The organism is Streptomyces sp. NPDC057445 (assembly GCF_042802855.1).
Classification (GTDB): Bacteria; Actinomycetota; Actinomycetes; order Streptomycetales; family Streptomycetaceae; genus Streptomyces.
Window position 1 is genome coordinate 95,355 of the sequence record NZ_JBHVDH010000008.1, and the last position, 14,522, is coordinate 109,876.

Consider the following 14,522-nt stretch of genomic DNA (forward strand, 5'->3'; position numbering starts at 1 on the left):
CACGGGCGGCGGGCCTTCGCAGGCCGCCGCGGAACCGCAGGGCGCCGTGTCTGGCGGCGGGACGGCACCCGGCGCGGCGGCAGCAGGCGCCGGGGGCGGAGAAGGCTCCGGAGCAGCGCATGACGGCCGCACGGAAGAGGGCGGCGGGACGGCACCCGCCACGGGCCCAGGGGCCACGCCCGACCCCGACGCCGGCGCAGTCACGAGCAGCACCGCAGCGCACACCGCCGCGGGCGGCGGGGCCGTGCCCGGCGCCGGCGTCGGATCCGCCGACGCGCCGGAGCGGCTGCCGCGGTCGCTGCCCGAAGCACTTGAGCACTTCACCCGCTCGAAGGTGCTGCGGGAGGCGCTCGGCGACGCACTGTTCGAGGCCGTCATCGCCGTACGCAGAGCGGAGACCGAGCTCTTCGACGGCAGGACCCCGCAGGAGATCGCCGACGCGACCCGAGGACGGTACTGAATGCCGCTCGCGCTGCCGCCGCTGGTCGACCACCACTGTCACGGGGTGCTGCGCCACGGCCCGGACGTGGAGGGGTTCGCCTCGTACCTCACGGAGTCGGACGCCCCGGCCGCGCCCGGCACGAGCTTCTTCGACACCCAGCTGGGGTTCGCGGTCCGCCGGTGGTGCCCTCCGCTGCTCGGGCTGGAGGCCCACTGTCCCCCCGAGCGATACCTGGAGCGCCGCCGCGAACTCGGCAGCGCGGAGTCGACGAGCAGGCTTCTGCGGGCGAGCGGCACGGGCATGTATCTGGTCGACACGGGGCTGCCCGGGGATCTCACCGGCCCCACGGAACTGGCGGAGCTCGGCGGCGGCGAGGCGCATGCGATCGTACGCCTGGAGTCTCTGGCCGAACGGACGGCGGACGCGAGCCACGATCCGCTGACGTTCCTCGAGGTGTTCGACCATGCCGTCACGGCCTCTGCACGCACGGCCGCCGGGTTCAAGTCGATCGCCGCGTACCGGTACGGCCTGGGTCTCGAACCCGACCCGCCCACCCCGGCGGAGGTCCACCAGGCCGCGTCACGCTGGCTGGAGGAACGCCCTCCGGGCGGACGGCTGACCGACCCGGTGCTGCTGCGCCATCTGCTCTGGTCGGCCGTCCGCACCGGGCTGCCGCTCCAGCTCCACACCGGTTTCGGCGACCCCGACCTGCGTCTCGACCGCTGCGATCCACTGCTGCTGACCGCATTCATCCGGGCCGTCGCGCCGTACGGCTGCCCGCTCGTGCTGCTCCACGGCTACCCGTACCACCGGCACGCGGCCTACCTCGCCCACGTGTTCACACATGTGTACGCGGATGTCGGCCTGGCCCTCTCCCACACCGGCGCCCGAGCCGGAGCCGTACTCGCAGAGGCGTTGGAGCTCACCCCGTTCGGCAAGCTCCTCTACTCGAGCGACGCGTTCGGACTGCCCGAGCTGTATGTGGTGGGTGCACGCGTCTTCGCGGAGGCCCTCGAGCGCCTTCTCGACACCTGGACGTCCTCCGGTGCCTGGTCGGACGAGGACGCCGGACGCGTCGCGCATCTGCTGGCCGCCGGGAACGCCCGCCGCCTGTACGGCCTGGTGACCGGCGAACCGCGGGGCGGCGAGGACGGACCCGTCAGTCGTCCGGGTCCGCCCGCTCCAGGGCCGGCCGCGGCCCCGGGAGGGACTCGGTGAGGAGGAAGTCCGCCGCGGACGTGTCCGTCACCAGGCTCGTGACGAGCCCCGACCGCAGCACCGCGCCGATCGCCGCCGCCTTGCGCTGCCCGCCCGCGATCGCGACGACCTCCGGGATGCGGCGCAGCCGGTCGGCCTCGACCGTGATGCAGCGCTCGCCGAGGTCGCGGCCGACCCGGCGGCCGTCCGCGTCGAAGAGGTGCGCGGACATCTCCGCTGCGACGCCGAGCGAGGCGTAGTGGGCGCGCTCCTCGTCCGTGAGCATGTCGTGGACCGTCGAGATGCCCGGCTCCCAGGAGCCGATCGAGACACAGGCGACGGTGACCTTGTCGAAGTACTCGAAGGCGCGCGCGATGCCCGTCTGGTTGCGCAGGGCGGCCGCCGTCGCCGGATCGGGCAGCAGCATCGGCGCGTAGATCGGGTGCGCCTCGCCGCCGGAGACCTGGGCGGCGCGCCGCACCGCCTCCACCGAGCCACGCTCGGCGGTCCCCGCGTCGTACACACCCGTCAGCTGGACGACCGTGCACGGCGGCAGCCGGTCCAGCGCCGCTGCCATATGAATCGTCGATCGTCCCCATGCGAGGCCGAGCACATCGCCCTCTGCCACCAGCTCCCCGAGGAGATCCGCGGCGACCTCGCCGAGGTTCTCCGGGTCGGGGGACTCGTCCTCGCCCTCCGCCGGGGATTCGACGACCACCGCGTGCCGCAGGCCGTAGCGGGCGCGCAGCGCGTCGGAGCGCTCCGCGTCCAGCTCGGCGGGGACGCGGATCTCGATCCGCACGAGGTCGCGTTCGAGAGCCGTCTCCAGGACCCGCGCCACCTTGAAGCGGCTGACGCCGAACTCCTCCGCGATCTGGATCTTGGACTTGCCCTCGAGGTAGAAACGGCGGGCCATGGCCGCCGCCTGCACCAGCTCCGCGGGTCCCATCCGCAGGGCTGGCCGTCCCGCCGACATAGCAGACACCGCGATCTCCTCACTGCTGTTCACACTCCGGAACCGTCATCCTGTCAGATCCGGAGGTTGTCGATCAGCCCGGTCGGGCCCCGTTCATGTAAGCGTGGCTCAGTGGTCGCATGCCCAGGGTGCCGATGCGATCGTCCGGGCCGCCTGGTCACGCAGTGAGCGAACCGCCTCGGCGGGGTCCTCCGCTCCGTACACCGCCGAACCGGCCACGAAGACATCGGCACCCGCCTCCGCACATCGCTCGATCGTCACCTCAGAGACACCTCCGTCGACCTGGAGCCACAGCTCGAGCCCGTGCTTGGCGATCAGCTCCCGGGTGCGGCGGATCTTCGGCAGCATGATGTCCAGGAAGGCCTGGCCGCCGAAGCCGGGCTCCACGGTCATGATCAGCAGCATGTCGAGCTCGGGGAGAAGGTCCTCGAACGGCTCGATGGGTGTTGCGGGCTTGAGCGCCATCGAGGCGCGCGCGCCCTTCGCGCGGATCTCGCGGGCCAGCCGTACGGGCGCCGCCGCGGCCTCCGCATGGAAGGTGACGGAACCGGCGCCGGCCTCGACGTACTGCGGAGCCCAGCGGTCCGGGTCCTCGATCATCAGATGGCAGTCCAGCGGCGTGTCGGTGGCGCGGCTGAGCGACTCGACGACCGGAACGCCCAGCGTCAGATTGGGCACGAAGTGGTTGTCCATGACATCGACGTGGAGCCAGTCGGCGCCTTCGACGGCCTTCGCCTCCTCGGCGAGACGGGCGAAGTCGGCGGACAGAATGCTGGGGTTGATCTGGGCCATGAGCCAAGACTGCCATGTTCCCGGCCGCTTCCCCTCCTCGGTGCGGGCCGAAGGCCCCGGAGCGGGGGCCCGGGGGCAGGACAGCGGGTCATGGGAAGGGGGCTCCGCCGCGGAGAGGCCGGCAGCCGGACGTCCGGTCGTCACCCGGGAGCGCACGGCCCGCCTCGAGGCGTGATCATCGATCTGCGCACGAAGGGCGGCGGCTCCGACAGCCTCGGCTCCATGCGGCTGAGGGGCCGGACCCGCTTCGCCTACGCGAAGCGGGTCCGCAACCACCCGTCCGTCCCGCCCGACGTCAGCAGCCGCAGTGCGTGCGTCCTGCGCACGGCCCCCGCTGCACCGGTCCGGTCGCGGTGCCGACCGGTGGGCCGACGGTCAGCACCGGGGAGACCTTCACCCAGGCGCTCAGGAGCGCCCGGGCAGCCGATCGGTGCGGGGGCTGCGCCGCGACCACAGGGGTTGAGCGGCGCTCCCGGGCCGAGGGTTACGGCCGGATCTCGAAGACCAGGTTGAACGGGGTTTCCGCGGCGCGGCGGAACCGGGTGAAGCCGGCTTCGGCGATCACCTGGTGGACAGCGGCCTCACCCGCCTGAGCGCCCAGGGCGTGGCCGCCCTGCTGGGAGAGAGCGTTGGGCACGCAGAGGAACGTGGAGCCGCTGTAGTACAGCCTGCCGACCGGGTTGAAGTTGTCCTCGACCTTCTCGGAGGCGAACGGCTCCACCAGCAGCCATGTGCCGTCCGGTGCCAGCGCTTCCCGCACCCGCCGGGCGGCTCCGAGCGGATCACCCATGTCGTGCAGGCAGTCGAACATCATCACCAGGTCGTAGTTCGTGCCGCTGAAGGTCTGCGCGCTCGCCTCCTCGAAGGTGACCCGGTCGGTGACCCCGGCCTCCGCGGCCTTCTTGCGCGCAAGCTCGATCGACTCGGCGTGGTAGTCGGAGCCGACGACGGTGGTACGCGGGTAGGACTCGGCGAGGAGCAGCGACGAGGAGCCGAGACCGCAGCCGAGGTCGGCAACCCGGGCCCCTGCGGTCAGCTTCGCGTCGACGCCGTCCAGCGCCGGGATCCAGCTCGGGATCAGCTCGGCCACGTAGCCGGGCCGGTAGAACGCGTCGCACCCGACGAAGACGTCCTCGTCGTGCTCGTGCCAGGCGACCCCGGCGCCGGTACGGAACGCCTCGGTGATCCGCGATTCGGCGCGCAGATATCCGAGCACGGTGAGGAACGCGGCCGGCACATCGGGACCGTTCGGGTCGGCCAGGCAGTACGCCTGCTCCTCGGTCAGCGAGAACGCACCGGTCGCCGGGTCGTAGCTCACGTATCCGCCGGCGGCCTGGCCGCGCAGCCACTCGGTGAGGTAGCGCGGGTGACACCCGGTTCGCTCCGCGAACTGCCCGGGCGTCGCCGGGCCCTCGGCAAGTGCGCGGTAGAGGCCGAGCCGGTGGCCGATCACCACCGAGCCGGCGGCTCCGGTCGCGCCCAGGTCCGCCACGAACCGTCCGAGGAACTCCGTCACCTTGTCCTGATTCATCCCGGGTCTCCTTCCATCTGTACCGGCTGGTGCCGGTCACAACAGAAAGGGTCGGCGCGCGGCCTTTCACGGCGCTTGCACGGGCTATCGTCGTGCTAACAGCCTGAGTTCGTCCTGGTCACAGGACATGCTGCACACGAGGGGTGCCATGGCGGTCGGGCGTCTGCAGCCGTCGGTCCGGGTGGAGGTCCTCGGTCCGCTGCGGCTCCTTGTCGACGGCGAGCCCGTCGACGTACCCGGTCCCAAGCGGCGCGCGGTGCTCGCGCTGCTCGCGCTCGCCGAAGGCCGGATCGTGGCGGTCGATCACCTCGTGGACGCACTGTGGCCGTCGGAGGTGCCTGAATCAGGCCATCAGGCCCTGCACAACCATGTGTCCCGACTACGCGGGCACCTCGGCCCGGCGGCGGCCCGCCTCGAGACGCGGCACGACGGCTATCGGCTCGCGCTCGAGGCCGACGAACTGGACGTGGCACAGGCCAGAGCGCTGCTCGCGACGGCGCGGCGGGACCCGCCGGCCGCGCTCTCCCTGCTGCGGAAGGCGCATGAGCTGTGGCGGGGGCCGGTACTCGCCGACCTCGTCGACATCGTGCCCGTCGCCACCGCGGTCGAGGAGTACGCGCAGCTGCGCCTGGAGGTGGCCGACACATTGGTCGCCGCCGCCGTCGCCGCCGGTCAGGCCGATGAGGTTCTGGGTCTCGCCGCCGCATCATCGGCCGCCGACCCGCTGCGGGAGCCGGCCGTGCTCCTGCACATGAGGGCGCTGGCGGCGACCGGGCAGGCGCCGGAAGCGCTGCGCACCGGACGGGAGTACCGACGCCGGCTGGTCGACGAGACCGGCCTCGATCCCACACCCGCCCTGGACGAGCTCGAACGCGACATCGTCGGCGGAGCCGGTTCTCCGGCCGGTCCGCCCGAGGCGCCCGCCCGGCCGGTCACCCGGCTGATCGGGCGCGAGCCGCAGGTCGCAGCGCTGCAAAGACTGCTGGCTGCCGAACGTCTGGTCACGCTCGTCGGGCCCGGCGGCGTCGGCAAGACCCGGGTGGCCCTGGAGGTCGCGGGCCGCAACGGCACGGCGACGGTGATGCTGCTCGCCCCCGTCTCCGATCCCGCCGCCATCCCGCACGCGCTGGCGGCGGCCCTGAATCTGAAGGTCGACCAGGGTGACGTTCTGTCCGCCTGCCTCGCCGTGCTGGGCGACCGCCCCGGCCTGTTGGTGGTCGACAACTGCGAGCACCTGCTCGACGGCGTCCGGGACACGGTGGACGCGGTCCTCGCCTCGTGTCCTCGAATCTCCTTGCTGGCCACCAGTCGCGAGCCGCTCGGCCTGGCATCCGAACACATCTCACGGCTGGCGCCGCTGCCACTGCCCCACCTCGGCGAGGATCCTTCGCAGGTTCCGTCCGTGGCGCTCTTCCTGGACCGGGCCCGACGGGTCCGGCCGGGTCCGCCGCCGACGCCGGAGGAGTTGCGTGCGGTGTCCGACATCGTCCACCGGCTCGACGGGATGCCGCTGGCCATCGAGCTCGCGGCCGGCCGGCTGTCCACGTTCTCCGTCGCTGATCTGCGTGGCCGCCTCGACCGCTCGCTCGACCTGCTCGGCGGTGGCAGGACCGGCGCGGATTCCCGGCACCGGACGCTGCGCGCGACCATCGAGTGGTCGTACCGGCTGCTCTCCGAGGACGAACAGCGGCTGTTCCGGCATCTGTCGGTCTTCGCCGACGGTGTCGACCTCGACACCGCCGAGCAGCTCGCCGGTGATCTGGGCCTGGGGAGTGATCCCGGAAGCGCTCTGGCCCGCCTCGTCGACGCCTCCATGATCGACGCCTCGTTCGAGGGGGCCACCCGCTATCGCATGCTGGAGACGCTGCGGGCCTTCGGGCTGGACCGGCTCGCGGCGGCCGGCGAGTACAACACCGCGACCGAGCGCATGCTGCGATGGGCTGTCGAGCTGACCTCGTGGATCGAGAGCGTCATGGCCACCGAGCGGGAGCCCGAGGCGGACGCCGCACTGCGCCGTGAACTGCCGAACCTGCGGACCGCATGGCGGCTGGTCCGGGGCCGGGGATCGCTGGACGACGCGGCGACGATGGTCATCGCGCTGTTCGAGGCAGTGGCCTACCGAGACCTCGTGGAGATCCGGGACTGGGCGGAGGAACTGGCGGACGACCAGGCGCTCGCCACGCATCCGCGGGCGGCCGCCGTACTGGGAACCGCGGCGGAAGCCGCGTACCACCGCGGCGAGTACCGCAAGGCCGACCGGCTCGCCCGCAGCGGGCTGGAGATCGCAGCCGGCAGCGCCGGATCATGGCACTGCCTGATGGTGCTCTCGGTGGCCGACCTGGCTCGCGGAGCCTACGCCGACGTGGTCGAGCACTCCCTCGCCGCGACCGCTCTTGCGGGCCCGCGACGGGAGTGCCTCGGGATCGCCGCCCTCGCGACGGCCTACGCGGGGGATCCGGATGCGGCGCGGCGGCTGAACGACCGAGGACTGGCCGAGGCCGTGTCGCCCTCGATGCTCTCGTGGGGCGCCTATGTCGCCGGGGAGATCGACAGCTTCGCGGGCGACAGCGAGGCGGCAGAGCGGCACTACGTCCGTGCCATCGATCTGGCCCGCACCTCGGGTGCGACCTTCCTCGTCGGCGTAGCGACCGTCGGGCTGCTTTCCGTGCGTGCCTCTGCCGGCCGTGTCCAGGAGGCGCTGCGTGGCTATCGCGACGTCATCGACTACTTCGCCCGCAACGGCAACTGGACTCACCTGTGGGTCACCTTGCGCAATCTGGCCGACCTGCTGCGCCGCATCGGCGACGAAGAGCCGGCGGCGCTGATCGACACCGCGGCCGGCCAGGCTCCCGACGCGCCCGCCGTGGGAGCCATCGGCGAGGCAGAGCACTCCGCGCACACCGCGACCGCGCCTGCGACACCGGTCACCGGCCGGGTCGCGGTCCTCGACGCGGCCCGGCAGGCGATCGAACGGCACCTCACCCGGGCGTGAAAGCCGTGGAGGGCGGCTCGGGAGCCACCGGGCGCAGCGGTCGCTCGACGACGAACGACTCGTCTCCGGCCCCCGCCGTGAACCGGTCGACGCCCATGCCGGCCATGACCCCGCCCGTCCGGGGCGGCGCCGGCGGTGACACCGAAGTCACGTGCGATCCCGCCGGGTGCCCCGGCCACGACGAACATGTCGGTACCGATCGCGAATGTGACGACCCGAGCGCGGCGACCGGGAGCCGGCCGCTCCGGACCGTTGGCGTACGGGAGTTGTCCGGTCCGCACCTCTGTGCGCACCACGTGCTCTGCCGTGCCGTCCGCCACGTTCGCAGCAATCCGATCGTGGGAGCACGGCGGCCTCGCGGCGCACCACCGCGGCGCTGTCATGCGCCGCCGAGATCCTCGGCACCCTGCGGTCGTGCCGGAACCGGCGGCCCACCCGTCCGGCGTCCGGCGTCCGCTCAGGTCCGCCGCAGCGCGGCGTGACACCGCCGCATGGTGACCGTGGGAATGGCGTCCGGAAGGGAAGTCCTCCGTCTGAGCAGCGCCATAACAAGAGAATCACATCGGTTCGTCCCCTCTGCTCGTTTCGGCGGACGCCATCTAGAGTCACGCCAGCCGCCGCGCCACGGGACCGGCCCTCGGTCTGACAACGCGGTCGGCGCCTCGAAGGTGAAAGGACCGATCGTGCGCAACCGTTCTCTCATAGCTGTCACCGCCGCGCTCGCCGCCGGAGCACTCTCGCTCACGGCGTGCGGCTCGCGTGACGCAGGCAAGCCCGACGACGCCTCCGGTGACGGCTCCACCGTCGTCACCATCGGCTTCGACGCGCCGTTGACCGGGGACCTCTCCGCTCTCGGCCTCGGCATGAAGAACTCGGTCGACCTCGCCGTCAAGCAGGCCAACAAGACCAAGGAGGTGCCGGGCGTCACCTTCAAGATCGAGGCTCTCGACGACCAGGCACAGCCTTCCTCCGGCCAGCAGAACGCCACCAAGCTCGCCGCCGACAAGAGCGTCCTCGGTGTCGTCGGCCCGCTGAACTCCTCCGTGGCCCAGTCCATGCAGAAGGTCTTCGACGCCGCCCAGGTGGCCGAGGTCTCGGTGAACACCAATCCCGCCCTCACCCAGGGCGACAAGTGGGACAAGGGCGAGAAGGCCCGGCCGTTCAAGACGTACTTCCGGACGGCCACCACGGACGCCGTCCAGGGCCCGTTCGCCGCCGAGTACCTCTACAACACGGCCAAGAAGAAGAAGGTCTTCGTCGTCGACGACAAGAAGACGTACGGCGCCGGCCTGGCCGCGACCTTCTCCGCCCACTTCAAGAAGCTCGGCGGCGCGGTCGTCGGCACCGATCACGTCAACCCGGAGGCCAAGGACTTCAGCTCCGTCGCCACCAAGATCAAGAACTCGGGGGCGGACGTCGTCTACTACGGCGGTGAATACCCGGCGGCCGGCCCGCTCAGCGCCCAGGTCAAGAAGGCGGGCGCCGCGATCCCGCTCATCGGTGGCGACGCGATCTACAGCGACGAGTTCCTCAAGCTCACCGGCACCCGCGGCGACGGCGACATGGCCACGTCCGTCGGAGCGCCCGTCGAGAGCCTGCCCTCCGCCAAGAAGTTCATCGAGGACTACAAGTCGGCCGGGTACCAGGAGCCGTACGGGGCCTACGGCGGCTTCTCCTACGACTCGGCCTGGGCGATCATCCAGGCGGTGAAGGCCGTGGCCAAGGACGGCAAGCTGCCCTCCGACGCCCGCGCCAAGGTCACCGAGGCCCTGCAGGGGGTCTCCTTCGACGGAGTCACGGGCAAGGTCTCCTTCGACGAGTACGGCGACGCCACCAACAAGCAGCTCACCGTCTACAAGGTCACGGGCGGCGCCTGGAAGGCGGAGACCACCGGTACGTTCGGGGGCTGACCGCCCGCACGGGCCGCGCATCGTCCCGGGGCCGCGAGGATCAGCCGACGCGGCGGCGGCAGAGGCCGGGCTGCCCCCACCGTACGGTGGGGGCAGCCCGGCCTCGCCGCTGCGCCGAGACATCACGCATGGCTGCGGCAGGGCGGTGAGAGGCGAAAGCGCACGGGCGAATCCCGTCCCGGGGAGGGGAGTCCGGGCAGCTCGACCGATGACGGACGAGGCCGGCCGCGGCAGGTGCAGGCGAAGCCATTCCGGCCACTTTCGAGGGCCGTCGCGCTACTGGTCAACGTCAAGGACCGCCCGCCATTATGGCGCATACATGCCAATGGCCCAGCTCTCCGGACGGGTCGCGCTCTGCGAGGGAACGGGTGGTCGTGAACAGGTCTTTCGTCAGATCGGCGCTGGCCGCCGCGGTGCTGGGCGTCCTGGCGGGTGCTTCGGTCGCGCCTCCGGCGAAGGCCGAGCCGGGTCCCGCCGCCACCGCGCGCGCCGGGCATGCCACCGAACTCGCCGCCGTCCGGCCGGCGGAGGCATGGACCCCACCTCTGAGCACCCGGGGCCGGTACATCGTCGACGCCGACGGCGACCGGTTCAAGCTGAAATCGGGCAACTGGCACGGGGCGAGCGGTACTTGGACCGGTTCCGGAAGCCCCGACGACCCGGCGAACAACCACGCCGGCGAGAAGTCGGACCGTATGCCGCTGGGTCTCGACCGCACCCCGATGTCGGAGATCGTCGCCGGCTTCCGCGAACTCGGTCTCAACAGCGTCCGCCTCCCCTTCTCCAACGAGATGGTCCACGACGCCCGCCCGGTCGCGGACGCCTCGGTGGCAGCCAACCCGGCACTGAGGGGGAAGATCCCTCTCCAGGTCTACGACGCCGCCGTCAAGGCCCTGACGGACGCGGGCCTCGCGGTGATCCTCAACAACCACACCAACACGACGCGTTGGTGCTGCGGCGTCGACGGCAACGAGCGGTGGAACGCGAGCCGGAGCACCGGGACCTGGGAGAGCGACTGGCTGTTCATGGCCCGCCGCTACCGGGACAATCCGCGGGTCGTCGGCGCCGATCTCTACAACGAGGTACGCCGCTCCGTCCTCGACGACCCCAACTGGGGCCTCGGCGACCGGCACGACTGGTTCGCCGCGTCACAGCACCTGGGAGACCGGCTCCTTCAGGAGGCCAATCCGGACCTGCTGGTGATCGTCGAAGGAATCAACTGGACCGGGATTCCCGTGGACGGACTCCCGCACGAGCGGCCCACCCTCGAGCCCGTTCAACGGCTTTCTCACACCCTCGTGCGGTCCGGAAAGCTCGTGTACTCCGCCCACTTCTACGACTACACGGGGCCGAACCACACCGGTGCCACCGGCATCGGAGAGACCTCCGACCCCCGCTACCGCGACTTCAGCCGCTCCGAGCTGTACGACGTGCTGCGAGGGCAGGCCTTCTACGTCGCCTCGCAAGCGGACCGGCACTTCACCGCGCCGGTGTGGATCAGCGAGTTCGGCGTCGGCGGCCGCGAGGAGACCGGTGCGAAGCAGCGGGCATGGTTCCACAATTTCGTCGACCTCCTCATCGAGACCGACGCCGACTTCGCCTACTGGCCGCTCGTCGGCTGGCACGAGGACAGGAAGGGCAACGGCTGGGCGCTGCTGCACTGGGACTCCGCAGGGCGGCGGGCGGGCGTCTTCGACGGGGACGACTGGCGCGCCGATCCCTGGACGCGGCTGGTCGAAGCACGCGGCCGTTCGGGCGAGGTCGCCCCGGCCGACCGCTGGTCGATGCTGAGCCCCGACCACGGGGACTTCGTCCAGTCACTGGTGATGCGTGAGGTGCAGGACTGGGACGCCGGGGCGCGGAAGGCGGCGTGCCCTGACGACCAGCGACTGATCGGACTCAGCCACTCGGGCAACCGGGGACTGTGCTCCGACGCCGGAGCCCGCGGTCTTCGCGCATCCGGCGGCCGGCATGAGGTGGTCCGCGACGAACGGCACGTCGAACCCGGCCGCGACTGGGCCTCCGGATACACCAAGCTCCAGTGTCCGTCGCGGCACTTCCTGATCGGCTACAGCGTCCGCGGGGCCGCCGTGTCCGCCGCCCTGTGTGCCGAGGCGGGCGAGCCGCTGGGGTCGGCGGGCCGGACCGTATGGTTCGACCGGTCCGACAACCGCCCGCCGGCGGCCGAGGGGGGCGACTTCGCGTACGGCCGTCGCAAGGGGCAGTGCGGGGACGACGAGTACGCCGCCGGTATCGCGTACACCGGCCGCCTGGGCTCCTCGCGGACCCCGGACGCGCTCCTTTGCCGCAGGCTGCACTGACGCCGGCCCGTACCCGCTGGGCGGCTCAGGAGGCCTGCACGGCTGCGGGCGGCGGCATGTTCCACGGACCGAGGACGTCCAGGTCGGCCGGCGGCCGACCTGGACGTCATGGTCAGACGAGGTCGAACCGGTCGAGGTTCATCACCTTGTCCCACGCCGCGACGAAGTCGTTCACGAACTTCCCCTTCGCGTCATCGCTCGCGTAGACCTCCGCGAGCGCGCGCAGCTCGGAGTTCGAGCCGAAGACGAGGTCGGCACGGCTGCCGGTCCACTTGACCTCGCCCGTGGCGGCGTCGCGGCCCTCGAACGTGTTCTCGTCCTCCGACGTCGCCTTCCACGTCGTGCCCAGGTCGAGCAGGTTGACGAAGAAGTCGTTGGTCAGAGACCCGGGGGTCGTGGTGAAGGCGCCCAGCGGCGACTGCTGGTGGTTCGCGCCCAGGACGCGGAGGCCACCGACGAGGACCGTCAACTCGGGGGCGCTCAGGGTCAGCAGGTTCGCCCGGTCGAGCAGCAGGTACTCGGCCGGCAGCCGGTTGCCCTTCCCGAGGTAGTTGCGGAACCCGTCGGCGGTCGGCTCGAGCGCGGCGAACGACTCCGTGTCGGTCTGCTCCTGGGACGCGTCCACGCGGCCCGGCGTGAAGGGGACCTCGACGTCGAAGCCCGCGTCCTTGGCGGCCTTCTCGACGCCCGCACCACCGGCGAGCACGATCAGGTCGGCGAGGGAGAGCTGCTTGCCGCCGGCCTGGGCGGCGTTGAAGGACTCCTGGATCCCCTCCAGGGTGCGCAGCACCGTCGCCAGCTCGTCGGGGTCGTTGACCTCCCACCCGCTCTGCGGCTGGAGGCGGATGCGCGCGCCGTTGGCGCCGCCGCGCTTGTCGCTGCCGCGGAAGGACGAGGCCGACGCCCACGCCGCGGACACGAGCTGGGACACCGACAGGCCCGAGGCGAGGACCTGACCCTTGAGGGCGGCGACGTCGGCGGCGTCGACGAGCTCGTGCGTCACCGCGGGGAGCGGGTCCTGCCACAGCAGCGTCTCGGTCGGCACCTCGGGGCCGAGGTAGCGCACGACCGGGCCCATGTCACGGTGGGTCAGCTTGTACCAGGCCCGGGCGAAGGCGTCCGCGAACGCGTCGGGGTTCTCGAGGAAGCGCCGCGAGATCTGCTCGTAGGCCGGGTCGAACCGGAGCGAGAGGTCGGTCGTCAGCATCGTCGGTGCGTGGCTCTTCGACGCGTCGTGGGCGTCGGGCACGGTGCCCGCCCCTGCGCCCTCCTTCGGCCTCCACTGGTGCGCGCCGGCGGGGCTCTGGAACAGCTCCCACTCGTAGCCGAAGAGGATCTCGAAGAAGCTGTTGTCCCAGGTGATCGGGGTGTTCGTCCAGATGCCCTCGAGACCGCTGGTGATCGTGTCGCCACCCTTGCCGGTGCCGTAGGTGTTCTTCCAGCCGAGGCCCTGCTCCTCGATCGAGGCGGCCTCGGGGTCGGCGCCCACGTTGTCCGCGGGGCCCGCACCATGGGTCTTGCCGAAGGTGTGACCGCCCGCGATCAGGGCGACCGTCTCCTCGTCGTTCATCGCCATCCGGTGGAACGTCTCACGGACGTCTCGGGCCGCGGCGAGCGGGTCCGGGTTGCCGTTCGGGCCCTCCGGATTGACGTAGATGAGGCCCATCTGGACCGCACCGAGAGGGTTCTCCAGCTCGCGGTCGCCGGTGTAGCGCTCGTCGCCGAGCCAGTTGGTCTCGGGACCCCAGTAGACGTCCTCGTCGGGCTCCCAGACGTCCGCACGACCGCCGCCGAAGCCGAAGGTCTCGAAGCCCATCGACTCCAGGGCCACGTTGCCGGCGAGGATCATGAGGTCGGCCCACGAGAGGCTCCGGCCGTACTTCTTCTTGACCGGCCACAGAAGGCGGCGGGCCTTGTCGAGGTTCCCGTTGTCCGGCCAGCTGTTGAGAGGGGCGAAGCGCTGCTGGCCGGCCCCGGCGCCACCGCGGCCGTCGCTGATCCGGTAGGTGCCCGCGCTGTGCCAGGCCATCCGGATCATGAAGGGGCCGTAGTGGCCGAAGTCGGCGGGCCACCAGTCCTGCGAGGTCGTCAGCACCTGCGCGATGTCCTGCTTCACTGCCGGGAGGTCGAGGGTCTTGAACGCCTCCGCGTAGTCGAACTCCTCGCCGTGGGGGTTGGCCACGGCGGGGTTCTTGGCGAGGATCTTCAGGTTGAGCCGCTCCGGCCACCACTGGCGGTTTCCGCCGCCCTGAGTCGGGTGGGGGGCGCGCCCGTGCGCGACCGGGCAGCCACCTGCGCCCTCCGCTTTCGCGTCTGTGACGATTGCATCGTGGTTCTCGGACATGGGAATCCTTCCGGACT

The 14,522-nt window shown here is 71.5% G+C and carries 9 protein-coding genes; 4 read left to right on the forward strand and 5 right to left on the reverse strand.

Features of this window, described 5'->3' with window-relative positions; genetic code table 11:
• The first annotated feature begins 460 nt into the window (after window positions 1-460).
• Complete coding sequence (locus tag ACFU5O_RS19245) at window positions 461-1,660, forward strand: amidohydrolase family protein (protein ID WP_384241891.1); 1,200 nt, start codon at window positions 461-463, stop codon at window positions 1,658-1,660.
• Here the strand turns inward: ACFU5O_RS19245 and ACFU5O_RS19250 are convergent.
• From ACFU5O_RS19250 to ACFU5O_RS19260, 3 genes are all read right to left on the reverse strand, one after another.
• A complete protein-coding gene (locus ACFU5O_RS19250; RefSeq protein ID WP_384241893.1) occupies window positions 1,602-2,648 on the reverse strand; it encodes a sugar-binding transcriptional regulator in 1,047 nt (348 codons plus the stop codon). The genes ACFU5O_RS19245 and ACFU5O_RS19250 overlap by 59 nt on opposite strands.
• A 75-nt stretch (window positions 2,649-2,723) precedes the next feature.
• Window positions 2,724-3,407, reverse strand: a complete 684-nt coding sequence (gene rpe, locus ACFU5O_RS19255) for a ribulose-phosphate 3-epimerase (RefSeq protein ID WP_384241895.1) — start codon at window positions 3,405-3,407, stop codon at window positions 2,724-2,726.
• A 484-nt stretch (window positions 3,408-3,891) separates the two neighbouring features.
• A complete protein-coding gene (locus tag ACFU5O_RS19260) occupies window positions 3,892-4,938 on the reverse strand; it encodes a class I SAM-dependent methyltransferase (protein ID WP_384241897.1) in 1,047 nt (348 codons plus the stop codon).
• Between the two features lie 127 nt (window positions 4,939-5,065).
• Here ACFU5O_RS19260 and ACFU5O_RS19265 point away from each other — a divergent pair, with 127 nt between their 5' ends.
• A complete protein-coding gene (locus ACFU5O_RS19265; protein ID WP_384241900.1) occupies window positions 5,066-7,930 on the forward strand; it encodes a BTAD domain-containing putative transcriptional regulator in 2,865 nt (954 codons plus the stop codon).
• Here ACFU5O_RS19265 and ACFU5O_RS19270 read toward each other — a convergent pair.
• Complete coding sequence (locus ACFU5O_RS19270; protein WP_384241902.1) at window positions 7,917-8,081, reverse strand: hypothetical protein; 165 nt, start codon at window positions 8,079-8,081, stop codon at window positions 7,917-7,919. The two genes, ACFU5O_RS19265 and ACFU5O_RS19270, sit on opposite strands and share 14 nt — an antisense overlap.
• A 532-nt stretch (window positions 8,082-8,613) precedes the next feature.
• On the opposite strand from ACFU5O_RS19270, the gene ACFU5O_RS19275 reads away from it, so the two are divergent.
• Both ACFU5O_RS19275 and ACFU5O_RS19280 read left to right on the forward strand, forming a co-directional pair.
• On the forward strand, window positions 8,614-9,840 hold the full coding sequence (locus tag ACFU5O_RS19275; protein WP_384241904.1) for a branched-chain amino acid ABC transporter substrate-binding protein: 1,227 nt from the start codon (window positions 8,614-8,616) through the stop codon (window positions 9,838-9,840).
• Between the two features lie 374 nt (window positions 9,841-10,214).
• Window positions 10,215-12,161 carry a glycoside hydrolase family 5 protein gene (locus tag ACFU5O_RS19280; protein WP_384241907.1) on the forward strand — a complete coding sequence of 649 codons (1,947 nt, stop codon included), beginning with the start codon at window positions 10,215-10,217 and terminating at the stop codon, window positions 12,159-12,161.
• Between the two features lie 112 nt (window positions 12,162-12,273).
• Here ACFU5O_RS19280 and katG read toward each other — a convergent pair whose 3' ends face one another.
• Window positions 12,274-14,505 carry a catalase/peroxidase HPI gene (katG, locus tag ACFU5O_RS19285; RefSeq protein WP_384241909.1) on the reverse strand — a complete coding sequence of 744 codons (2,232 nt, stop codon included), beginning with the start codon at window positions 14,503-14,505 and terminating at the stop codon, window positions 12,274-12,276.
• Between the last annotated feature and the right edge of the window lie 17 nt (window positions 14,506-14,522).